Annotated in this window: 17 protein-coding genes; 11 read left to right on the forward strand and 6 right to left on the reverse strand. The window is 72.7% G+C overall.

Annotated features, from left to right (window positions below; genetic code table 11):
• Positions 1-69 precede the first annotated feature (69 nt).
• Both GD748_RS02005 and GD748_RS02010 read left to right on the forward strand, forming a co-directional pair.
• On the forward strand, positions 70-870 hold the full coding sequence (locus GD748_RS02005; protein WP_152193530.1) for a PspA/IM30 family protein: 801 nt from the start codon (positions 70-72) through the stop codon (positions 868-870).
• Between the two features lie 313 nt (positions 871-1,183).
• Positions 1,184-2,752, forward strand: coding sequence for an FMN-binding glutamate synthase family protein (locus tag GD748_RS02010; protein WP_152193531.1), 1,569 nt, complete (start codon positions 1,184-1,186; stop codon positions 2,750-2,752).
• Between the two features lie 114 nt (positions 2,753-2,866).
• Here GD748_RS02010 and GD748_RS02015 read toward each other — a convergent pair whose 3' ends face one another.
• Positions 2,867-3,931 carry a Glu/Leu/Phe/Val family dehydrogenase gene (locus GD748_RS02015; RefSeq protein WP_452176676.1) on the reverse strand — a complete coding sequence of 355 codons (1,065 nt, stop codon included), beginning with the start codon at positions 3,929-3,931 and terminating at the stop codon, positions 2,867-2,869.
• 403 nt (positions 3,932-4,334) lie between these two features.
• Between GD748_RS02015 and GD748_RS02020 the strand changes: the two genes are divergently transcribed.
• The 8 genes from GD748_RS02020 (at position 4,335) to GD748_RS02055 (ending at position 13,087) form a co-directional block, all read left to right on the forward strand.
• Positions 4,335-5,114 carry a hypothetical protein gene (locus GD748_RS02020; protein WP_226920652.1) on the forward strand — a complete coding sequence of 260 codons (780 nt, stop codon included), beginning with the start codon at positions 4,335-4,337 and terminating at the stop codon, positions 5,112-5,114.
• Between the two features lie 68 nt (positions 5,115-5,182).
• Positions 5,183-5,749, forward strand: coding sequence for an NYN domain-containing protein (locus GD748_RS02025; protein WP_152193532.1), 567 nt, complete (start codon positions 5,183-5,185; stop codon positions 5,747-5,749).
• Positions 5,750-5,920: 171 nt separating this feature from the next.
• Positions 5,921-7,633 carry an amidohydrolase gene (locus GD748_RS02030; protein ID WP_226920654.1) on the forward strand — a complete coding sequence of 571 codons (1,713 nt, stop codon included), beginning with the start codon at positions 5,921-5,923 and terminating at the stop codon, positions 7,631-7,633.
• A 293-nt stretch (positions 7,634-7,926) separates the two neighbouring features.
• Positions 7,927-9,456, forward strand: coding sequence for an HNH endonuclease signature motif containing protein (locus GD748_RS02035; protein WP_193312779.1), 1,530 nt, complete (start codon positions 7,927-7,929; stop codon positions 9,454-9,456).
• A gap of 77 nt (positions 9,457-9,533) precedes the next feature.
• A complete protein-coding gene (locus tag GD748_RS02040; protein ID WP_152193534.1) occupies positions 9,534-10,385 on the forward strand; it encodes a PhzF family phenazine biosynthesis protein in 852 nt (283 codons plus the stop codon).
• Entirely contained in the window at positions 10,382-10,585 is a 204-nt protein-coding gene (locus GD748_RS02045) for a hypothetical protein (RefSeq protein WP_152193535.1), read from the forward strand. Before GD748_RS02040 ends, GD748_RS02045 begins: the two co-directional genes overlap by 4 nt.
• A gap of 79 nt (positions 10,586-10,664) precedes the next feature.
• Complete coding sequence (locus GD748_RS02050; RefSeq protein WP_152193536.1) at positions 10,665-11,426, forward strand: response regulator transcription factor; 762 nt, start codon at positions 10,665-10,667, stop codon at positions 11,424-11,426.
• Positions 11,426-13,087: a sensor histidine kinase gene (locus GD748_RS02055; protein ID WP_226920656.1), complete on the forward strand. Its 1,662-nt coding sequence runs from the start codon at positions 11,426-11,428 to the stop codon at positions 13,085-13,087. The genes GD748_RS02050 and GD748_RS02055 overlap by 1 nt, the downstream gene beginning before the upstream one ends.
• On the opposite strand, the gene GD748_RS02060 is transcribed toward GD748_RS02055, so the two are convergent.
• The 5 genes from GD748_RS02060 to GD748_RS02080 all read right to left on the reverse strand — a co-directional run bounded on the left by GD748_RS02060 (position 13,084) and on the right by GD748_RS02080 (position 19,452).
• The gene (locus GD748_RS02060; protein WP_193312780.1) at positions 13,084-13,698 is read right to left on the reverse strand and encodes a methyltransferase domain-containing protein; all 615 of its coding nucleotides are present in this window, start codon (positions 13,696-13,698) and stop codon (positions 13,084-13,086) included. The two genes, GD748_RS02055 and GD748_RS02060, sit on opposite strands and share 4 nt — an antisense overlap.
• Positions 13,699-13,929: 231 nt before the next feature.
• Positions 13,930-15,618, reverse strand: a complete 1,689-nt coding sequence (locus tag GD748_RS02065) for an FAD-binding oxidoreductase (RefSeq protein WP_152193537.1) — start codon at positions 15,616-15,618, stop codon at positions 13,930-13,932.
• The gene (locus GD748_RS02070) at positions 15,615-16,358 is read right to left on the reverse strand and encodes a lysophospholipid acyltransferase family protein (RefSeq protein WP_152193538.1); all 744 of its coding nucleotides are present in this window, start codon (positions 16,356-16,358) and stop codon (positions 15,615-15,617) included. Before GD748_RS02070 ends, GD748_RS02065 begins: the two co-directional genes overlap by 4 nt.
• The gene (locus GD748_RS02075; protein WP_152193539.1) at positions 16,355-17,188 is read right to left on the reverse strand and encodes an SDR family NAD(P)-dependent oxidoreductase; all 834 of its coding nucleotides are present in this window, start codon (positions 17,186-17,188) and stop codon (positions 16,355-16,357) included. Before GD748_RS02075 ends, GD748_RS02070 begins: the two co-directional genes overlap by 4 nt.
• Positions 17,185-19,452 carry an HAD-IB family hydrolase gene (locus tag GD748_RS02080; RefSeq protein WP_152193540.1) on the reverse strand — a complete coding sequence of 756 codons (2,268 nt, stop codon included), beginning with the start codon at positions 19,450-19,452 and terminating at the stop codon, positions 17,185-17,187. The genes GD748_RS02075 and GD748_RS02080 overlap by 4 nt, the downstream gene beginning before the upstream one ends.
• A gap of 159 nt (positions 19,453-19,611) precedes the next feature.
• On the opposite strand from GD748_RS02080, the gene GD748_RS20180 reads away from it, so the two are divergent.
• A complete protein-coding gene (locus GD748_RS20180) occupies positions 19,612-21,399 on the forward strand; it encodes an HD domain-containing protein (RefSeq protein ID WP_193312781.1) in 1,788 nt (595 codons plus the stop codon).
• The last annotated feature ends 226 nt before the right edge of the window (positions 21,400-21,625 follow it).

A 21,625-nucleotide genomic window follows, 5' to 3' on the forward strand; every position in this document is an offset into this window, starting at 1 on the left:
GCCGGCACGCGCGCCCCGACAGACTGACCCACAATTCTTCGCGAGACCCCAACCAAGAAGGGCATCACCATGGCAGAGAAGCAGAGCATCCTGGGCCGCATCGCCCAGCTCACCCGCGCGAACATCAACTCGCTGCTGGACCGGGCCGAGGACCCGGAGAAGATGCTGGACCAGCTGGTGCGGGACTACACCTCCTCCATCGCCGAGGCCGAGGACGCTGTCGCCGTGACGATCGGCAACCTGCGCCTGGCCGAGCAGGACCACTCCGCAGACATGGCCGAGGCCCGCGACTGGGGTCAGAAGGCGCTCGCAGCCTCGTCGAAGGCCGAGGAGCTGCGCGGTTCCGGTGACGCCGGCGAGGCCTCCCGCTTCGACGACCTGGCCAAGATCGCCATCGGCAAGCAGATCACCGCCGAGAACGAGGCCAAGGCCGCCGAGCCGATGATCGACTCGCAGAACGAGGTCGTCGAGAAGCTCAAGGTCGGTCTGACCCAGATGCGCACCAAGCTGGACGAGCTGAAGTCCAAGCGCGACCAGCTCGTCGCCCGCGCGAAGACCGCGGAGGCCCAGGCGACCGTGCAGGGCGCCATCTCCTCGATCAACATCATGGACCCGACGTCGGAGATCTCCCGCTACGAGGAGCAGGTCCGCCGCGAGGAGGCCCGGGTCGCCGGTCACGCCGAGCTCCAGGGCGCGTCGCTGGAGTCCCAGTTCGCCGAGCTCGAGGACTACGGCCGCAACGCCGAGATCGAGGCGCGCCTGGCTGCGCTCAAGGGCGGTGGAACGTCTGCTGCGCCGCAGCTCGGTGCTACCGCCACCGACGAGGGATCGGCCGTCCCGACGCCGGACGAGGACAAGACGACCTACTGACCCACCGCCAGCGGTACCGACGCACTGCCCGCCCCTGCGCGGCGCGTCTCACCAGGCCCTCACCCTCGGGTGGGGGCCTGGTCCGTTCTCTACGGGCTGGTACCTCCGCCCGGTGCCCGGCCCGCCGGGCGCAGGGCGCCGCCGTCGTGGTGGAGCCCGGCCCGCCGGGCGCCGCCGTCGTGGTGAAGCCCCGGCCCGTCGCCGAGCGCTTCCTGGCACCGGCTCGAAGCCGGCACTCCTCCCCTGCGTGGCGGACTCGGACCTAGCCCCTCTGCTGGTGCGGACCTGCGGCGGCGCGAGCACACTGCGAGTCATGAGGTGGTCCCGAGCGCTCATCCCCGCCGCCGGTCTTGTCGGCCTGGCCGCCCACGACCTCCTCCAGCGGCGACGCACCCTGCTGCGCAACTTCCCGGTGATCGGGCATGCCCGGTACGCGATCGAGGCGATCGGTCCCGAGCTGCGGCAGTACGTCGTCGCCGGCAACGACGAGGAGCGGCCCTTCACCCGCGACCAGCGCCGCTGGATCTATGCCTCGGCGAAGGGGGAGAACAACTACTTCGGCTTCGGCACCGACAACGACGTCGAGAACGCCGAGGGCTATCCGATCATCAAGCACCGCACCTTCACGCGCGTCGCGCCGCCCTCGGCGCCGGAGGCGGGCGAGGAGGTCCGGCTGCCCTCTGCGAAGGTCCTCGGCGGCGCCCGGGGGCGGGCACATGCTTTCCGCCCGCAGTCGGTCGTCAACGTCTCGGCGATGAGCTTCGGGTCGCTCTCGGGCAGCGCCGTCCGTGCCATCAACGAGGGGGCGGCAATGACCGGCGCCCTGCACAACACCGGCGAGGGCGGTCTCTCCCCGCACCACCGCCACGGCGGCGACCTGATGTTCCAGATCGGCACCGCCTACTTCGGCTGCCGGGACCTCGACGGCGCCTTCGACCTCCGGCGGCTGACGGACCTGGTGGCATCGGCCCCCGTGCGGGCGCTGGAGATCAAGCTGAGCCAGGGAGCCAAGCCCGGCCTCGGAGGCGTGCTGCCCGCCGCGAAGGTCTCTGAGGAGATCGCCGAGATCCGAGGTGTCCGGCCCGGGAAGGACTGCATCAGCCCCTCCCGGCACGCCGAGTTCAGCGACGTGGACAGCATGCTGGACTGGGTCGAGCTGCTCGCGGACGCCACCGGGCTCCCGGTGGGCATCAAGTCCGCGGTGGGCGATCTCGACGTCTGGCGCGAGCTCGCCGAGGCCATGGCCGACGGCCAGCGCGGCGTCGACTTCATCACGATCGACGGCGGCGAGGGCGGGACCGGCGCGGCACCGATGACGTTCAGCGACTCGGTATCCCTGCCGTTCAGGATCGGCTTCCCGCGGGTGTACGGCATCTTCGCCGAGGCGGGGCTCACCGACCGCATCACGTTCGTCGGCTCCGGCAAGGTCGGCCTGGCCGACAACGCGATCGTCGCCATGGCGCTCGGCTGCGACCTGCTCGGCGTCGCGCGCGAGGCGATGCTCGCCATCGGGTGCATCCAGGCCCAGAAGTGCCACACGGACACGTGCCCCGTCGGTGTCGCCACCCAGAACCCGTGGCTCACGCACGGGCTCGACCCGACGATCAAGTCGGTGCGCCTCGCCGGGTACGTGCGTACCCTCCGGCGGGACCTGCTCAAGGTCGCCGAGTCGTGCGGCGTGCTCCACCCCGGCCTGATCGACATCGACGACGTCGAGATCCTCGAGGGGAACCTGCACGGCCGGCCCTTGCGCGACGTCGTCGGGTACCGACCGGGCTGGGGCCTGCCGTCCGACGCCCAGCAGGCCGAGCTGACCGCGCTGATGACCACGGAGGCGCCGCAGGGCGGCTCGGCCGCTGAGTCGGGGACCAGCCAGAGCTGAGCGACGTGCCGGAGGTCGGCGCCGGGCAGGGCATTGCCCACCGACGGCGGAGCAGCCCGCCGACGAGACGCACCGACCGGGCGGGACCGACAGCCGAGCCCTGTACGGAGACCGTCAGCGCCGTCGCGGCAGGTACGGCCCGTTCCTCCCGACGGTCGTGATGCGTTCCTCGGCGAGGTGGTCCGCGGCGAAGGCGGGGCTGATGCTCTGCTCGTCGGCCCTCCGCAGCACGGCGCTGGTGGCGCCGAACAGGCCCTCCACGCGGTGCTTGGCCCGTTCGAAGTCGAACCCCTCGAGCTCGTCGCTCACCTGGATGACGCCGCCGGAGTTGACGAGGAAGTCGGGCGCATAGGTGATGCCGCGCTCGACGAGCCGCTCGGGCAGGCCTGCCTCGCCGTCGTCGGCGAGCTGGTTGTTCGCCGAGCCGCAGACGATCCGGGCGCTGAGCGCGTCGATGGTGTCGGCGTCGAGCGCTCCGCCGAGCGCGCACGGGGCGTACACGTCCAGCGGTGCCCGGACGAGCGCCTCGGTGCTGGGCACGGCCTCGATCTCGGGGTGGGCGGCGCGCACCGCCTCGAGCGCCGCATCGTTGACGTCCGTGACGACGACGTGGGCGCCGTCGGCCACGAGGTGCTCGGCGAGGATGTGGCCGACCTTGCCCACGCCCGAGATGCCCACGGTGCGTCCACGCAGGGTGGCCTGGCCCCACACGTGCTCGGCGCAGGCGCGCATCGAGGTGAAGACGCCGAACGCGGTGAGCACGGACGGGTCACCGGCACCGCCGTGAGGCTCGCTCCGGCCGGCGACCGAGGAGGTCTCGCGCGAGATCACGTCCATGTCGGCGACCACCGTGCCGACGTCGCACGCCGTGATGTACCGGCCGCCGAGCGACTCGACGAAGCGGCCGTAGGCACGCAGCAGCGCCTCGGACTTGTCGCGGGTCGGGTCGCCGATGATGACGGCCTTGCCGCCGCCCAGGTCGAGCCCGGCGAGCGCGTTCTTGTAGGTCATGCCCTTGGACAGCCGAAGGACGTCGGCGAGAGCGTCGTCCTCGCTCTCGTACGGGTAGAAGCGGGTGCCGCCGAGGGCCGGCCCCATGGCCGTTGAATGGATCGCGATGATCGCGCGCAGCCCCGTGGCGGCGTCGTTGCAGTAGACGACCTGCTCGTGACCGTGCAGCGGGTCGAACGGTCCCGGGGCGCGGAACTCGGTGGCCGGGCTGTGCGTGGCGGGTCTCGGATGCGCGTCTGGGCGCGACAGGGTGGTCACGGTCAGGACTCCTTCGTCATCTCGTGGATGAGTCGGCGCCGGGCCCTGGGTGGTGGCACGGTCACCGTTGCCTCCAGGGTAATCCGCGCGAACCGGACCGGCAGGTGGGCGCACGGTCGCGCGCGAACCTCTTCGGCGCACTGCCACGACCCGCACGCCGCCGGGCGCTGGGCGAGCACGGCGCGGTCGCCGGCACCCTCGGTCTCGCGGCCGGCACCCTCGGTGCCGCCGCCGGACCCGCGGTCTCGCCGCCGGACCCGGCAGGAGGAACCGGCCGCCCGGCCCGGCGGACCACCGGCGCTAGGCTCGAGGGGTGGAAGGGTTCTGGGGCTGGATCGGTAACTTCTGGTGGCTGGTCTTCCCGCTGGGTGGCGTCATCGGCGGAGGGATCAAGGGCCTCCAGGAGTGGGACGAGCGCCGTCGCAGGGACAAGATCGAGCTGGCCCGGATCAAGTACGGCCAGGCGCAGCAGGTCCCGCCGCCCGCACCGGAGCCGGCCCCGTTGGGCAAGGTCACCTCCGCCGACGTCGAGCGCGTGCTCGCCGAGCACGACGAAGTCCAGCGCCGCTGGCTCGCGTACGAGCTCGACGTCGCGAAGCTGATCGACTACCCGATGATCAGCGACATGCGCGAGCCGCTCACCGTCGACTTCCACCGGGCGAAGCGGCACGCGGACGGGCTGCGGCCCGCGGATCCCAGACGGCTGAAGGACGCCGACCGGTTCGTCACGTACCGCTCCGCCGTGCAGGACCTGGCGCTCGCGTGGGACGTCGCCGAGCGCGAGGCGCGCAGGCGGCGGACCTCCGACTTCACCGACACCGAGCGAGAGGTGCTGGCCCGCGCGCGCAAGCTCATAGCGCTCGCCGAGGACCGCGGCGCCACCCACGCCGAGCGCCAGACCGCGTACCGGCGTGCGATGCGTGAGCTCGAGGGCCTCATCGTCGTGCCCGAGGCCGCCACCGAGAACATCGAGCACCGCATCGCCGGAGCGCTCGGCCAGAACCCCTCCCGCGGCACCGAGCACCGCCCCGGGCCGACGACCGAGAGCCAACCCGGACCGACACAGGGCCAACCCGGACCGACGCAGGGCTGAGACCCCCGCCGCAGGTCACCCGGCCGCGCCACGCAAGATTCGCGCCCCGGCGCCATTACGCTGACCTCATGTCCGACACCCGCACCACCTACCTGCTCGTCGACGGTGAGAACATCGACGCCACCCTCGGCATGAGCGTGCTGGGCCGTCGCCCCACGCCGGAGGAGCGCCCCCGGTGGGACCGCATCCTGCACTTCACCCACGACATCTGGGACGAGGCGGCGCGGGGCCTGTTCTTCCTCAACGCCTCCAACGGACAGATGCCGATGAGCTTCGTCCAGGCGCTGCTGGCCATGGACTTCCACCCCATCCCGCTGGCCGGCACCTCCGCGGAGAAGGTCGTCGACATCGGTATCCAGCGCACGATGGACGCCATCCTCGAGCAGGGCGAGGGCGACGTGCTGCTCGCCTCGCACGACGGCGACTACATCCCCCAGGTGGAACGGCTCCTGGACGCCGGCCGCCGCGTCGGTGTGCTCTGCTTCCGTGAGTTCCTCAACGGCGAGCTGGCCGGCCTGACCGAGCGGGGACTGCACATCTACGACCTCGAGGACGACATCGGCGCGTTCCGAACGGTGCTGCCGCGCGTGCGGATCATCCCGCTCACCATGTTCGACCCCACGCGCTACCTCTGACCGGCCGACGAGCGCTCCGGAGGGCACCGATGAGACCTCCCGTCCTCGACGCGAGGCGTGCGCGGTCGTGCCCCGGTCATCGCCGTCGCGGTCTGCGGTCGGCCGGACCGGTCCGATGAGGACGTTCGCGCTCCTCGCCGCCGTCGCGGCCGGCCGCTGGGGGCCGTTGCGATGAGCTCACCCGACGCAGACCTGACCGGCTCGGTCCTGATCCGCGAGGCGCGGCCCGTGACGGTGCCGTCGGCGCGCCCGCCAGGGCCGACTCCCGGAAGTGATGGACGGACGACCCGTCCCGGCCCGACGACGTCGCAAGCTGGCGCGACCCGAGCGGCGCCCCCCTCCGGCCCGCTGGACCTGCGGATCGTCGACGGCGTCGTCACCGAGGCGGCGCCGCACCTGGAGCGCGCCCCCGGCGAGGACGTGATCGAGGCTGCGGGCCGTTGGGTGGTTCCCGGCCTGTGGGACCAGCACGTGCACCTGACGCAGTGGTCCCAGACCTTCGGCCGGCTCGACGTCTCGGCAGCAGGAAGTGCCGCCGAGACCCTGACGCTGGTGCGCGACCTGCTGGCCACCACACCGTCACGGCGCGACCTCCCCGCGGTCGGCTACGGCTTCCGGCACGCCCTCTGGCCCGACAACGCGTCGCTGGCCGCGCTCGACGCCGTCGCCGGCGACGTGCCGGTGATCCTGATGTCCGGCGACGTGCACTGCGGGTGGCTCTCGAGCCGTGCCCGCCAGCTGCTCGACGTCCCGCCGACGTCCGACGACGACGGCCTCGTGCGGGAGAACGACTGGTTCGCCGCGCTGACCCGGCTCGCCCAGCTGCCGGGCCCCGACCCGACCGCCGGGTACCGACGCGCGATGGACGAGGCGGCCGCCCGCGGGATCGTCGGCATCACCGACATGGAGTGGGCCGCGAACGCCCAGGACTGGCCGGGACGGGTCGCGGCCGGTCTCGACCTGCTGCGCCTGCGCACCGCCACCTACGCCGACCGCCTCGACGATATCCTCGCCGCCGGCCTCCGCACCGGGGACCGGCTGCACGGCGGCCGGGGGCTGCTGACCATGGGACCGCTGAAGGTGATCTCCGACGGTTCGCTCAACACGGCGACGGCGCACACCGTCGCCCCGTACTCGCACCCGTTGGATCCCGCGCACCCGCACGGGGTGCAGAACGTGGCGCCGGACGAGCTCGTCGACCTGGTGCGGCGGGCCACCGCGGGCGGGCTCGCCGTCGCGATCCATGCGATCGGCGACGCGGCCGTGGGTATCGCGCTGGACGCGATCGAGGAGGCCGGCGCGAGCGGGTCGGTCGAGCACGCGCAGCTCTTGTCGCCCGGCCAGGCGTCGCGGTTCGCTGCGCTCGACGTGGTGGCGAGCATCCAGCCCGCGCACCTGCTCGACGACCGCGACATCACCGAGGACCGCTGGCCCGGACGAGGCGGCCGGGTGTTCGTGCTGCGCGAGCTCCTCGATGCGGGCGCCCGCGTCGCGTTCGGCTCCGACGCACCGGTGGCGCCGCTGGACCCGTGGCTGGCGATGGCGGCTGCCGTGCACCGCAGCGGGGACGAGCGTCCTGCTTGGCACCCGGAGCAGCACATCACGGCGGTCGAGGCGCTGGCGGCGTCGACCGACGGGCAGGGCACCGTGGAGGCCGGTTCCCGTGGCGACATCGTGCTGCTGGACGCTGATCCGCTGGCTGGTCCCGGGCTCGTGCCGGTTGCTCCCGTGGCCCCGGACGCCTCCGACTCTGCCGTCACGTCGCGGGGCGTCCGTGCTCGCGTAGACGCAACGTTGGACACGGCGGCGATGGCGGCTCATCTACGTGCGATGCCGGTGGCTGCGACGCTGGTCGCCGGCCGGACGACCTACCGAAACCTCTGAATTCCGAATGCGACAGCTGCCGGATCTACGCCATTTCGGCGAGGCACGTCAGCGAAGTTGATGACCCTTCCGTGTGAGCGTTGCATTGTTACCGTCGCATCCACAGAAGCCGCGAGATGCCAACGTTTCCACAGGCCGGTTTATCCACAGTGGGGCGTTGTTGCCACCCTTTCCACAAATTTAATTCACGCACCATTTCCTCTTGCATTCATGAACGTGCGTTCGATACGGTGGGGGTGGTTGAACGACCCGTTCTTCGTACCCCGACGACGTGGCGTGGCAGGGAGGCCCCGATGTCCCCGATCGACGACGCCGGCCCGGCCGCGGCGCTGGCGGCGGGCCTGTCCCAGGTCCAGGAGCTGCTGTGCGGGCTCGCCGGGATCGACCTGCACACCGTGCCCGGGCAGGCGGTGATGGATGCCCTGGACGACCTCGAGCACGCCCACCGGCAGGTCGAGGCCCTCACCGCCCGGGCGCTGGCCACGATCGAGGCCGGCGGGCTCTGGGCGCTGGACGGCGCCCGGTCCATGCCGACCTGGTACCGGGCCCGCACGGGCCGGCACAAGTCCACCGCCACGGCGCAGGTGCGCCAGGCCAGGGCGCTGCGCGACCACCTGCCCGCCACCGCCGCCGCCCTCGCCGACGCTCAGATCAGCGCCGACCACGCCGCCGCCCTGGTCAAGCACACCACCGACACCGAAGCCCGGCGGGCGAAGCTGACCGACCCGGCCGTCGGAGAGGACTTCCTCCTCGCCCAGGCCAGGTCGTTGGACGCCTCGGCCTTCACGATCGTGCTCAAGCACTGGGGGCTGCGCGCCGACCCCGACGCCGCCGACCGCGCCTACGTCGCCGAGTCCGACCGGGAAGAGTTCTACCTGGCCGAGACCACCGACGGCTACGTCCCCGGCGGGTGGCTGTCCAAGGCCTCCGGCGAGGCCGTGCGGGCCGCCCTGGACGCCCGGGTCGGCACCCCCGCCGCCGGTGACCACCGCACCGCCGGGCAACGCTACGCCGGCGCCCTGGCCTCCCTGGCCCACCTGGCCCTGGACTCCGGGACGCTGCGCCCCGGCGCCCGCATCCGCCCCCACCTCAGCGTCCACGTCCCCTTCGAGACCCTCCAGCGCCTGATCGCCGCGTCCGCACCCACCCGCCGCCACCCCGGCTGCCCGCTCCCGACCCACCCCGGCGCGGCGTTCGGGGCACCGCGGGGCGAGGACGACGACAGCACCGGTCACGGCGCGGTGGCCGACGACGCGCACGACCCGACCGGCGCCGGCGACCTGCTCGACGCGACCGCCCTCGCTCTCGGGACCGGAACACCCACCGACCAGGAGCCAGGGACCTGCGGGTGCGGGCAACCGCTGCCCGAGGCAGTCATCGGTGCCGACCTCGACCCCGCCGCCATGACCGAGGTCGAACCCGCGACCTTCGACGACGGCACCCCGCTTGCCCCGTCCCTGCTGGCCCGCATCGCCTGCACCAGCGAGGTCCACCGCGTCGTCTTCGGGCCCGCCTCCGAGGTGCTGGACACCGGCAGAGAGAAACGCCTCTTCACCACCGCCCAGACCCGCGCGATCATCGCCCGCGACCGCACCTGCCGCTACCCCGGCTGCGACGCCCCACCAGGCGAGGGCGAGATCCACCACGCGATCTGGTGGTGGTCCCAGCACGGCACCACCGACCTCAAACACGGCATCCTGCTCTGCTGGCACCACCACGACTTCGTCCACAAACGACGCATCACCATCGAGAACCGCGGCACCCACTGGCACTTCACCCGCCGCGACGGCACCACCATCGAACCCACACCCCACGCAACCTGACGCGCGACACGCCCAGGATGCGCCGTGCGTGACCGCCCGCACGCCGTTGGCGCCGCACCACTGAGTACCTTGGGCAGGTGCACACTCGCCGCTTCGCCCAGGTCGATGTCTTCTCCGCCGAGCCGTTCGGCGGCAACCCGGTCGCCGTCGTCATCGACGGCGACGGACTGTCCGACACGGAGATGCAGCGCTTCGCAGCCTGGACCAACCTCTCCGAGACCACCTTCCTCCTGCCACCGACCACACCCGAGGCCGACTACCGCGTCCGGATCTTCACCACCGCCGAGGAGCTGCCCTTCGCCGGGCATCCGACCCTCGGCTCGGCACACGCGTGGCTCGAGGCGGGCGGACAGCCGCGCAGCAGCGGCCACCTGGTTCAGGAGTGCGCGCAGGGGCTCGTGCCACTGAGGCAGTCGGACGGCCGCTGGGCCTTCGCCGGTCCCGAGCTGACCCGGTACGAGCCCGCCGACGCTGCCACCCTCGCGCAGGCCGCTGCGGGGCTGCGGCTCGCCCCTGCCGACATCCTCGACTCCTCCTGGCTCGTCAACGGGCCGCAGTGGCTCGGTCTCCTGGTCGCGTCTGCGGACGAGGTTCTCGCCATCCGCCCCGACCACCAGGCGCTCGGTGACCTCTTCGTCGGTGTCGTCGGCGCCTTCCCCGACGACGACGGCGCCGCCGGCGTCGATGATCGTCCCGACTTCGAGGTCCGGGCGATCATGGGCACCGGGGTGGAGGACCCGGTCACCGGAAGCCTCAATGCCGGGCTCGGCCGGTGGCTCACCGACGCCGGCCTCGCCCCGTCCACCTACGTCGCGGCACAGGGCACCGTGCTCGGGCGGTCGGGTCGGGTGCACGTGAGCACTGCGCAGGGCGAGGTCTGGGTCGCTGGCGACACCGCCACCCGGATCTCCGGCTCGGTCCTGCTGTGAGCGAGCCGGACCGCTGGGCCGCCGCCGACGAGGGCTGGAATGGCGCCGAGGAGAGGTGGACAGGCGCCGACCAGGGCTGGACCGGCGCCGCCGAGCCGGAGCCGACACCGTTGCGGCCCCTCTGGCACCGCGTCCTCGCCGGCGTCGTCGCCGCCGTCCTGATCGCCACCCTGGTGCTCTACACCGCCCTGATCTTCTGACCGCTCGGCCCTCCCACTTCCGGCGTCCCCCCAGGCCGCTCCCAGGCAACCTCCAGCCAGGCGCGCAAGACTGGTCGGCATGGACCTCAGCACCCGTTCGACGAGCACCGAGGCGACCGAGGCTCGGCTGCTCGTGGTCGACGACGAACCGAGCATCCGCGAGCTGCTCTCCGCGTCGCTGCGCTTCGCCGGGTTCGAGGTCGACACCGCCGCCGACGGCAACGAGGCGCTGAGCACCGCCGCCCAGAACCCGCCCGACCTCGTCGTGCTGGACGTGATGCTCCCCGACATGGACGGCTTCACCGTGCTACGCCGCCTGCGGGCACGCGGCGAGACGATCCCCGTGCTGTTCCTGACCGCCCGCGACGACATGTCCGACAAGGTCCAGGGACTGACCGTCGGCGGCGACGACTACGTCACCAAACCCTTCAGCCTCGAGGAGGTCGTCGCCCGCATCCGAGCAGTCCTCCGCCGCACCCGTCCCCCGCAGGAGAACGACGGCGCCACCCTCGCCTACGCCGACCTCGAGCTCGACGAGGACGCCCACGAGGTGCGCCGCGCCGGCCGGCTCGTCGAGCTCTCCCCCACCGAGTTCAAGCTCCTGCGCTACCTGATGATCAACGCCGAGCGCGTCGTCTCCAAGACCCAGATCCTCGACCACGTCTGGGACTACGACTTCGCCGGGGACGCCGCGATCGTGGAGTCCTACATCTCCTACCTGCGCCGCAAGATCGACTCCGCCGACAACCTGGGACTGTCCGGTGCAGCAGCCTCCCAGCTCGAGCCGCTCATCCACACCCGGCGCGGCGTCGGTTACGTGCTCCGCCGGCAGCCGCGCTGATGCTTGCCCGCCTGCATCAGCGCTGGCGTGCCGTCCCGCTCAGCGCACGGCTCGTCGCCATCATCACCGGCCTCCTGCTCGTCGGGCTCGTCACCGCCGGGGCGACGACGATGACGCTCCTGCGTTCGCACCTCATCAGTCAGGTCGACCAGAACCTGACCGACTCCGCCGGCGACCTCGGCCAACGCACCGTGGACCAGCTCACCGCCGGCCGCGTGAGCCCCAACTATGTGCTCCCGTCCGACTACTACGTGCGAGTTCAAGTCGGCGACGAGACCGTAGCCGTGTTCATCAACCCCCAGACCGAGGACTCGGTCGGCCGGCCCGCGGTGGACACCGTCGATCTGGACTCGCTCGGCGACGCCGACCGCGAGCCCGTCACGGTCCCCGGCGAGAACTCGCTGGTGCGCTGGCGGGCCACCACGCTGCCGGTCAGCGAGGTGCCGGGCGGACCGACCGTCGGGGCGGTGACCGTCGCGGTGCCGCTCGCCCAGGTCGACCTGACGATCGGCCGCACCAGCTGGCTGATCCTCCTGTCCGGCATCGTCATCGTGGCGGTCGGCGCCGTCGCGGCGCTCGTTGCCGTGCGCCGCGCGCTGCGCCCGCTGCGCGAGATCGAGTCGACGGCGGGCGCCATCGCCGCGGGCGACCTGTCCCGTCGGGTCCCCACCCTCCCGGCGACGACGGAGGTCGGCTCGCTGGCCGGCTCGCTGAACGTCATGCTGGCCCAGATCGAGCAGTCCTTCGCCGCCCGCACCGCGTCCGAGCAGCGGATGCGACGCTTCGTCTCCGACGCCTCCCACGAGCTGCGCACCCCGCTCGCGACCATCCGCGGCTACGGCGAGCTCTACCGGATGGGCGGGGTCAGCGAGAACGACGTGCCCCAGGCGATGGGTCGCATCGAGTCCGAGGCCAAGCGGATGGGTGTGCTGGTCGAGGACCTGCTGCAGCTCGCCCGGCTGGACGAGGGCCGCCCCCTCCACCTCGACCGTGTCGACCTCGCCGCGATCGCCCGGGACGCCGCGGCCGACCTGCACGCCCAGGACCCGACCCGGCCGGTCGACGTCGTCCCCCTCGCCGTTCCTGCGGCCGGCGGCGCGGGCTCGCCGCCTGTCCCAGCGTCAGGCGGCACCACCACGGCACCCGCGACCTCGCCCGACGGCGCCACCGCACCACGCACGGCCGTTCCCGGCAGTGCCGGCTCGCCACCCGTCGCCACGTACGACGGCGGCACGTACGACGACGGCACCTCGCCCGGCGACCGGGGCGCCGCGACCCCGGCGCCCGGCCCGGTCGTTGTCACCGCGGACGCGAACCGGATCCGACAGGTCGTCGCCAACCTCATGGGCAACGTGCTTCAGCACACCCCGACGGGTACCGCCGTCGAGGTCGCCGTCGGGATGATCGAGCCCGGCTGGGCGCAGCTCGAGGTGCGTGACCACGGACCGGGCATCGCCTCGGCGGACGCCGACCGGGTGTTCGAGCGCTTCTACCGCGTGGATCCCTCCCGCACGCGCAGCTCCGGAGGTTCGGGGCTCGGCCTGGCGATCGTGGCCGCCGTCCTCGGCGCCCACGGCGGTGCGGTACGGGTGGTACCGACTCCGGGCGGGGGCACGACAGTCCAGGTGGCCCTGCCGGTCTCCGGACCGGTCGAGCCCTAGCCCGGCCGGACGCCGACCGCGACGTGCCAGACCAGGCCCCGGCGAACCAGCCGGACCGCTGACCCGCACCGCTGGAGGGTGTCGAGCATCCGAGTCCACGGATGCACGTACCCGCGGAAGGACGTCCCGGACAGAGCGACGACCGCGTTGGACACCGCGACGATCGCACGGGTGAGCCCGTCCGGCCGCGGAAAGCTCAGCACGACGAGCTCACGGGCATGGCTCGCCGCCGCCTCGAGCAGCGCGACGTCGTCGGGGTAGCAGCACACCACCCTGTTCAGGACGACGACGTCGGCCGGGGCGACCGCGGCCGGGTCGGCGACGATGTCCGCGCGCCGCCGGACGATCCGGTCGGAGACCCCCGCCTCACCGGCGAGAGCGGCGGCCTCACGTTCGTAGGTCGTGGCGAGCTCGAGGCACGTCGCCGAACCGGCTCCCCGCCGCAGAAGCTCGACGGACAGCACCCCGACACCCGCCCCGATCTCCAGCACCGTCCGGCCCTCGACGCCGCGCGCGACGACCTGGTCGACGATCGCCGCCGACACCCGGTCCAGCCCGCGGCGGCGGTAGCGCGCAGCGTCGCGCCGCGCGTTCGCCTCGGAGAAGGGCACGTCGTACGCACCTGGGTCGCAGCAGCCGGGCATGCGGCCAGTATCCGCCACCACCAGCCGGGTCATCGAAAGCGGCGAGTCACCACGAGCGGCGTGCCACCACTAGGCGCACGCCACCACTCGCGGCGTGCCGCACTAGCGGTGCGCCACCGCTAGGGGGCAACCCCACAACTCGCGGCGCATCACCACCCGCGGTGCGTCACCCTCGCGGTGCGTCACCCTCGCGGTGCGTCACCACTCCCGGTGCGCGGGCAGGATGGTCCCCGGGTTGAGGTTCCGGCCCGGGTCGACGCCGCGCAGCAGGGCGACCATGACGTCCGTGCCGGCCGTGGAGATGTCCTCCTCGAGCCAGTGCGCGTGGTCGGTGCCCACCCCGTGGTGGTGCGAGATCGTGGCGCCGGTGTCGATGAACGACTGCTGGATCGCGTTCTTGACCACCCAGTACTTCTCGAGCTGCTCCGCCGCCACGTCGGTACCGGGCGCGAATGCGAACGTGAAGTACAGGCACGCGCCGGAGTGATAGCTGTGCGAGAGGTGGCACATGATGAACCCGCGGCACCCGATCTGGTCGAACGCCTCCTTGGCGGAGCGGAACGTCCCGGAGTACACGTCCTGCAGCTTCGACCACGGCGCGGCCGTCTCCGAGACGTCCCCCATGGCGCCGATGTCGAGCAGGAAGTCACGGATGTAGGGCGTGTCGAACTTCTTCTGGTCGTACAGCGCGCCTGGCCCGCGACCGAGCTTGATGCCGCCGTGCTTCTTGACGATCTTGCCCACGACCGACTTCTCGGCCTTCACCCGGGCGTCGCCGCCCTCGTAGCCCACGTAGGACAGGCACACGGCGTCGAGGTCCCAGCCGCGCCGCTGCAGCACGTCGAAGAGCACCTTCTGCACCTTGCCGGAGACACCCTTGGACTTCTTCTGCGTCGAGAACGAGAACGCCGTCTCGTTCGCGTCCGAGACACGCGTGACCGTGGGGTGGGCGTCCGACGTCGAGATCTCCTGCATCGCCGCGAGCGCGGCGGTCCAGCTCGGGTACAGGTAGGCGATGATGTCGCGGTTCTCCGGCATCCGGTGCACGTTGACCCACGCCTCGGTGATGACGCCCAGGCGCCCCTCGGAGCCGAGGATCATCTCGCGCACGCTCGGTCCGGACGACGTCGACGGCAGCGGCCGCAGCACCACGACCTTGCCCGGCTGGACCATCCGCAGCCCGCGGGTGATGTCGGCGATGTCGCCGTACTTGTCGGACTGCATGCCCGACGAGCGCGTGGCGATCCAGCCGCCGAGGGTCGAGTGGCGGAAGCTGTCCGGCTGGTGCCCCATCGTCCAGCCGCGCGCGTTCAGCTGCTCCTCCATGTCCGGCCCGAGCACGCCGGCCTGGATGCGCGCGAGCCCGGCGGACTCGTCGACCTCCAGCACCCGGTTGAGCCGCCCGAGGTCGAGCGAGACGACGGTGCGCTCCTCGGCCGGCGGCGGGGTCAGCGAGCCGGAGATGTTCGAGCCGCCCCCGAACGGGATGAGCACGGCGTCGGCGGCCACCACGGCGTCGACGACGGCGCACACCTGGTCCTCGTCGGCGGGGTAGACCACGACGTCGGGCACCCGCGGCAGGTCCCCGGCACGCACCCGCACCAGGTCCGCCAGTCCCTTGCCGTAGGTGTGCACCACACGGTCCATGTCGTCGGTGACCACCTGCTCGTCCCCGACGGCGGCCCGCAGCGTCACGGCGAGCTCGTCACCGAGCCGCGGTGCCGGGACGGCGATCTCCTCGAACGCCGGTGGCGGGGTGCCGGGCGCGGAGAGGTCGATCCCGACCTTGTCCATCACGAACGGTGCCATCTTGGGCTTGTCGCGGTAGTTGAAGGCGATGCCCTCGACCCCCCAGCCCCACCACTTCTGGTGCTGGACACCGTTCATGAAGCCTCCTCCTGCTGGTTGTCGCCGACCTCGCGGCCCGGGCGGGTGTCGCCGAGCACGTACGGCGTCTGCATGGCGAGCATGGTCTCGACCCGGGCCGCGACGCGGTCGTTGAAGTCGCGCGCCTTCTCCCCCGGGCGCGGGCGCATGGGCCGCCCGACGAGCATCCGCACCCGTGGGCGCCCGGGAACCGGCCAGTTCCGTCCGACCGGCATGGCCTCGTAGGTGCCGAGCAGCGCGACCGGCACGCACGGGACCGACTTGGCCACGCACAGGGTGGCCGCGCCCGGCTTGAAGCGCTTCATCGCGCCGTCGCGCGAGCGGGTGCCCTCGGGGAAGATCAGCAGCGGGACGCCCTCGCCCAGGAGTCGCTGGGACAGGCCCTTGCCGGTGCGCTTGCCGCCGGAGGTGCGGTGGATCGGGTAGGTGTTGAAGAACAGCGAGGTCGCCGCCTTCATGTACCAGCGGCTGAAGAAGTAGTCGGCCGCTGCGCCGACGGCGAGGTGCTTGGTCACCGTCTTGGGCAACGAGGTGACCAGGACGGCGGTGTCGAGGTGGCTGCAGTGGTTGGCGACGACGACGTAGGCCTCGTCCAGCCCGTCGAGGTTGTCCAGCCCCTCCACGGTGGTGCGGGTGACGGTGCGCACCACCGGGCGCAGCACCATCCGCTGCGCCACGTAGCGGGCGGCGCGGTGCCAGCCGGCGTGGTAGCGCTTGAGGCTCGGGACGCGGTGGCTCATCGTCGGCTCCCCTTGATGACGGCGGTGGCCTGGCGCACCAGCGGGCGGGGTGCGTGCTCGGCGAGGAAGGCCAGCGCCTGGAAACGCTTGGACGGCACCGACCGGACCTTGCCCTTCTCCACGTCGGCGAGGCAGTCGGCGACCACCCGGTCGGCCTCCAGCCACAGCGCGTCCGGGATGGAGCTGGCGCGGATGCCGGCCCGCTCGTGGAACTCCGTCCGCACCCAGCCGGGCAGCAGCGCGGTGACGGTCACGCCGGTGCCGGCGAGCTCCAGGGAGAGCGACTCCGAGTACGTGCGCACCCACGACTTCACGGCCGAGTACGACCCCATCGGGATGAGCCCGGCGACGGAGGTCACGTTGACGATGACACCGTGCCCGCGGGCCTTCATGGCCCGGCCGGCCGCGGCACCGAGGACGAGCACCGCGCGGATCATGAGGTCCAGGGCGTGCTCGTGCTCGGAGGTGTCCTCGGCGAGCAGCGGGACGTGCACCCCCTTGCCCGCGTTGTTGACCAGGATGTCCACCGGCGTGGTGGTGTCCCCGAGCCTCGCGGCGACGGCCTGGAGGGCCTCCCGGTCGGCGAGGTCGGCCACGACGGTCTCCACCTCGACACCGTAGCGCCAGCGCAGCTGCTCGGCGGTCTTGGCCAGCCGGGCCTCGTCCCGCGCCACCAGCACCAGGTCGCAGCCTCGAGCGGCCAGCGCCCGGGCGAAGGCGAGACCGATGCCGGAGGTCCCCCCGGTGACGAGGGCGCGCCCGCGGAGGACGGAACCCTCGGGTGCCGACGCACGTGCCGCCGTCGGGCGGGGTGAGCTGGCCTGACTCATGCCTTGCGTGCTCCCTTGATGCTGCGCAGGACCGGGGACAGCCGGCCCTCGGCGGTGGCGGTCCAGGTGTGGATCGGCCAGCGCCGCGCCCGCGCGTACCGGTAGAGGCTGGCGTCGGGGTTCACGGCGTTGGGGTGTCCGGCGACCTCGAGCCACGACCGGTCCGCATAGCTGTCCCCGTAAGCATAGGACTCCGCCAGGTCCAGGCCGTGCTCGCGCGCGTAGCGGCGCAACCAGGCGGCGCGGGCCTCCCCCACGAGCGGAGAGGTGGCCAGGTGCCCGGTCCAGCGCCCGTCGTCGTCGGTCTCCATCTTCCCGGCGACGATCTCGTCGAAGAGCGGCGCGAGCGGCTCGACGAAGACGTCGATCTCGCCGGTGACCAGCACCGTGCGGTGACCGGCCGCGCGGTGCGCCCGGATCTGCTCGATCGCGTCGGTGAGGAGGCCGCGGCGCAGCGACGGGGTGACGGTGCGGGCGATGACGGCGCGCAGCTCCGCCTCGTCGGCGCCCTCGTAGCGGCGCATGAACGTGCGGATGAAGTCGCTGCGGTCGCGGCGCTCGGCCTGGAGGTAGCGCGGCCCGAGGGCCACGAGGTTCGCGAGGTTCGTCGCCCAGCTCGACGGCGGCCGGGCGGCCAGCTCGACCCACAGGTACTGCTCGACCAGCGTCGCGGCGGCGACCGTGCGCTGGAGGTCGAAGACCGCCAGCACGTCGGTGCGGCGGGGCAGCTCGGCTGGCGCGGCGGGAGCCTCCTTGGCGCCACGGTCGCGCATCAGCCCGGGCACCCCGGGGATGTGGACCTCCTGGAGGTAGTGGCGCCAGTCGATCTCCGTGACGTCGAAGCCGTGCTCGGCACGCCGCTCGGCGGGCAGGGAGGCGTGCAGCTCGCGCGTGCGGGCGTCGTCGAAGATCACCTCGGTCTGGGTGTACGGCTGGTACAGCGAGGTGAACTTGCGCAGCGTGCCGAGGTCGCGGCGGGCCTTGTACAACGCGGACATCCAGCCGCGGGTGCGCTCGTTGGCGGGGAGCCGGCCGACCGCCCGGTCGGCCAGGTCGACCGCCTTCTCACGACGGCCGAGCGCGCGCTCGACGGCGCCGCGGTGCGGGAACGACCAGGCCGGGACGGCCACGTGAGCGCCCTCGGCGTCCTTGAGCGGGTTGGCGGAGAAGTACTCGCGCACCAGGTGGACGAGCTGACCGAGGCGCAACGGGTTGGTGATGCTCGAGCTGACCTGGAAGTAGTGGGAGTCCTCGGCCGGCGGCGGGGCGGCAGCGGCGGCCAGGATGGCGTTGACGACGAAGTCCACCGGGATGATGTCCAGCACGGTGTCGGCGAGCGCCGGGAACTCCGGGAGGAGGCCGCGTCCGTAGGCGGCGATCAGCGGGTCGGCGACCTTGAAGCCGTCGATCCAGCCCGGGTAGGGGTGCTTGAGGGCCGACTCGATGATCGTCGGGCGGACGACGGACAGCCGGTGCCCGGTGCCGGCCCACATCTCCTCGGCGACGCGCTCGCCCATGGCCTTGGTGAACGTGTAGACGTCGGGCCAGCCCAGCGAGAGAGCGCGGGTGCGGCCGTGCTCGACGAGCTGGTCGCGGACCCAGGCCTGCCGCTTCTCCTCCGCCGCGGCCGAGACTGCGCCCGCGCCGGCGCGGCGGTGCTCCTTCTTCGCCTCCTCGAGGAGCCGGCCGAGCACCTCCGGCGTGCGGGAGGCCGCCTCGGCCTCCTCGCGGGCGATGACGGCGGAGGCGAGCTCGAGGTCGCGGTCGATCTCGTGGTCCAGCGCACGCTCCTCGGCCACGCCCTTGCGCAGGCCCGCGACGTAGCTGGTGGACACGTGGACGACGTGCGGGTCGGCGCCGGAGTCGATCAGGGCCTGGTAGAGCGAGACCGGGCCGCCGACGTTGGCGGTGAAGGCCTCGTCGACGGGCAGGTCGAAGGACACCGTGGACGCGGAGTGGATGACGACGTCGATGTCGCCCGAGAGGGGCGGGACGTCACCGAGGTCGCCGGAGACGACCGCGACGCGCTCGGCGAAGATCGCGGCCGCGTTCTCCTCGCCCACCTGCTTGCGCCACGCCTTGAAGATCGGCTTGCGCAGCAGCTTCTGGACCCGGCGCTCGGCGGTGAGGTCGCCGCGCGGACGAACGAGCAGGCTGATCCGGGTGGTGGGGTAGGCGGAGAGGAGCTTCTCCAGCACGGCCTGGCCGACGAAGCCCGTACCGCCCGTCAGCAGCACGTGCGAGGAGTCCAACGGTTGTGACATTCGGCGAACTCTACCGGGGTCGCCGCCCTCGCCCGAGCCACCGCCGTCCCCGGACCGCCGGGCGTGATGCTCGCCACGATGCCTACGCTGGTGGAAGGAGCGGGCGTCACGAAGGTCTACGATCTCCGCGTCCGAACGAGACCTGCAAGGATCGGAGCCATGGGCGTCACCGACGTACCGCAATGGTTGCCCGCAGCGTTCGTCCGCAGCGTGCTCGCCGTCGGGGCCACCGCCCCCCGCGAGGAGATCGAATCCACGTGCCGGCGTCTGCTGGACCGCTGGCAGGCGGCCGACCGGCACTTCCACAACCTCCGGCACCTCATCGACGTCCTCGCCCGGGTCGACGAGCTCGCCGAGGAGACGCACCATCCCGACACCGTGCGGCTCGCCGCCTGGTACCACGGCGCCGTCTTCAGCTCGGTGGCGCGCAAGGCCTACTCGCGCAGCGGCGGCGAGGACGAGGAGGCCTCGGCCGAGCTGGCGACCGCCGAGCTCGGGGCGCTCGGCGTCCCGGAACGGGTCACGGCACGCATCGGCGAGCTCATCCTGAACCTCAAGCGGCACGAGGCCAGCCGGCGTGACATCGACTGCCTGGCACTGTGCGACGCCGACCTGGCGGTGCTCGCCTCGGAGCCGCAGAAGTACCAGGCGTACCGCAAGGCCGTGCGCGCGGAGTACGCGCACCTCCCCGCCCGCCACTACGTCGAGGCCCGCACGGCCATCGTCACCAAGCTGCTGAACCGGCGAGACATCTTCGTCTCCCCGATGGGCGCCCAGTGGGAGGACGCGGCCCGGGAGAACCTCTCCGCCGAGCTGGACCGGCTGCACGCCGAGCACGCCCGGCTGGGCGAGGCCGGGCCGGAGGACTCGGTGGCCGCGGCCGAGGCCGCGCAGGGCGAGATCACGCAGGAAGAGCCACGGGCGGACGACGGCGACACGTCCGTCCCCCACACGTTCACCTCGGCCCCGCCGAGCTCGCTCCCGGGCTGGGCGGGGCACGGCACACCGTCGTCCGCCGGCAACCGTGCGCCCCGTCGGGAGGGTGCAGCCGCGACGGCGCAGGGGGACGAGGTCGGTGACGACGCGTCGGCCACCGGGCAGGCTGCCGCCGAGGCGCCCGCCGGCGAGACACCCGCCTCCGAACCCGCCGCAGGGACACGGACGTCCGAGCCCGCCGGCGAGACGCGCGGCTCCGAGCCCGCCTTCCGGAGCTCCGAGCCCGCCACCGGGACATGGACCTCCGGGCCCGCCCTCGGGTTGCCGTCCTCCGGCCGGGCCGCATCCCGCGCAGCGGGCCGGTCGTCCTCGCTCGAGGCCCTGCCGGAAGAGCTCGACGCGCCGCGCCGTCGGGGCGACGACGAGGCGACGTCCGATCGTGAGGAGATCGCACGGTCGTCGCGAGGGCGCATCGAGGCGGCCGTACGGCTCGGCCGCGAGCGCGCCGAGCGCGAGCGCCGGCAGCGCGAGCGACTGGCCGCCGCACGCGCCGAGCGGGCGGGCGCGATGGGGTTGCGCGAGCGCCGGACCGGCCAGGGCGACGGCGTCACGTCGGCGCGGACGGCGGCCTCTTCGCTGTCGGCACGGACGGCGGAGTCCGCGGTGTCGCCGAGGACGGCTGACTCGCCGGCGCCGGCACGGACGGCGGACTCACCGGCGTTCCCAGGCACGGGCGCCTCGCCGGCGTCCGCACCCAGCTCGGTCACCCCGCGTGAGGCGGTGACCGGTGCCAGCCCGGCCGAGGCGGCGGCGTCCCACGTGCCGCTCGAGCACCGACCGGCCGTGGACGACGTGCCGCGGATGATCGAGCCTGACCCGCTGACCGGTGCACGCACGCGCGTCGACGACGCACCGCTCCACGGCATCGAGCGCGAGCCGGACTACGACCGACCGCGACGCAAGGACCGCAAGGACCGGAAGGGCCGAAAGAAGGGGCGCGCGGAGCGCTGAGGTGCTCCGCACGTCAGAAGGGCACGCCGAGCGCTGAGGTGCGGGCCGCACGTCAGGAGGGCGCGCGGAGCGCTGAGGTGCTCCGCACGTCAGAAGGACGGAGCGCCGCGGTGCGGGCCGCACGTCTCGCGACGGCCGGGCCGCGGATCAGCTGGGGCCGGCAGCTCCGACGCTGGTGCCCGTTCCACAGCACCCGGTTCCTGCCGCGTCGTCCACAGGGCGAGCG

The organism is Georgenia subflava (assembly GCF_009193155.1).
Classification (GTDB): Bacteria; Actinomycetota; Actinomycetes; order Actinomycetales; family Actinomycetaceae; genus Georgenia; species Georgenia subflava.

Bases quoted from the DNA above. Each gene is read 5' to 3' on its own strand.
- GD748_RS02005 (WP_152193530.1), top strand. From the start codon at position 70: ATGGCAGAGAAGCAGAGCATCCTGGGCCGCATCGCCCAGCTCACCCGC.
- GD748_RS02010 (WP_152193531.1), top strand. From the start codon at position 1,184: ATGAGGTGGTCCCGAGCGCTCATCCCCGCCGCCGGTCTTGTCGGCCTG.
- GD748_RS02025 (WP_152193532.1), top strand. From the start codon at position 5,183: ATGTCCGACACCCGCACCACCTACCTGCTCGTCGACGGTGAGAACATC.
- GD748_RS02030 (WP_226920654.1), top strand. From the start codon at position 5,921: ATGAGCTCACCCGACGCAGACCTGACCGGCTCGGTCCTGATCCGCGAG.
- GD748_RS02035 (WP_193312779.1), top strand. From the start codon at position 7,927: ATGTCCCCGATCGACGACGCCGGCCCGGCCGCGGCGCTGGCGGCGGGC.
- GD748_RS02050 (WP_152193536.1), top strand. From the start codon at position 10,665: ATGGACCTCAGCACCCGTTCGACGAGCACCGAGGCGACCGAGGCTCGG.
- GD748_RS02055 (WP_226920656.1), top strand. From the start codon at position 11,426: ATGCTTGCCCGCCTGCATCAGCGCTGGCGTGCCGTCCCGCTCAGCGCA.
- GD748_RS02065 (WP_152193537.1), bottom strand. From the start codon at position 15,618: ATGAACGGTGTCCAGCACCAGAAGTGGTGGGGCTGGGGGGTCGAGGGC.
- GD748_RS02070 (WP_152193538.1), bottom strand. From the start codon at position 16,358: ATGAGCCACCGCGTCCCGAGCCTCAAGCGCTACCACGCCGGCTGGCAC.
- GD748_RS02075 (WP_152193539.1), bottom strand. From the start codon at position 17,188: ATGAGTCAGGCCAGCTCACCCCGCCCGACGGCGGCACGTGCGTCGGCA.
- GD748_RS02080 (WP_152193540.1), bottom strand. From the start codon at position 19,452: ATGTCACAACCGTTGGACTCCTCGCACGTGCTGCTGACGGGCGGTACG.
- GD748_RS20180 (WP_193312781.1), top strand. From the start codon at position 19,612: ATGGGCGTCACCGACGTACCGCAATGGTTGCCCGCAGCGTTCGTCCGC.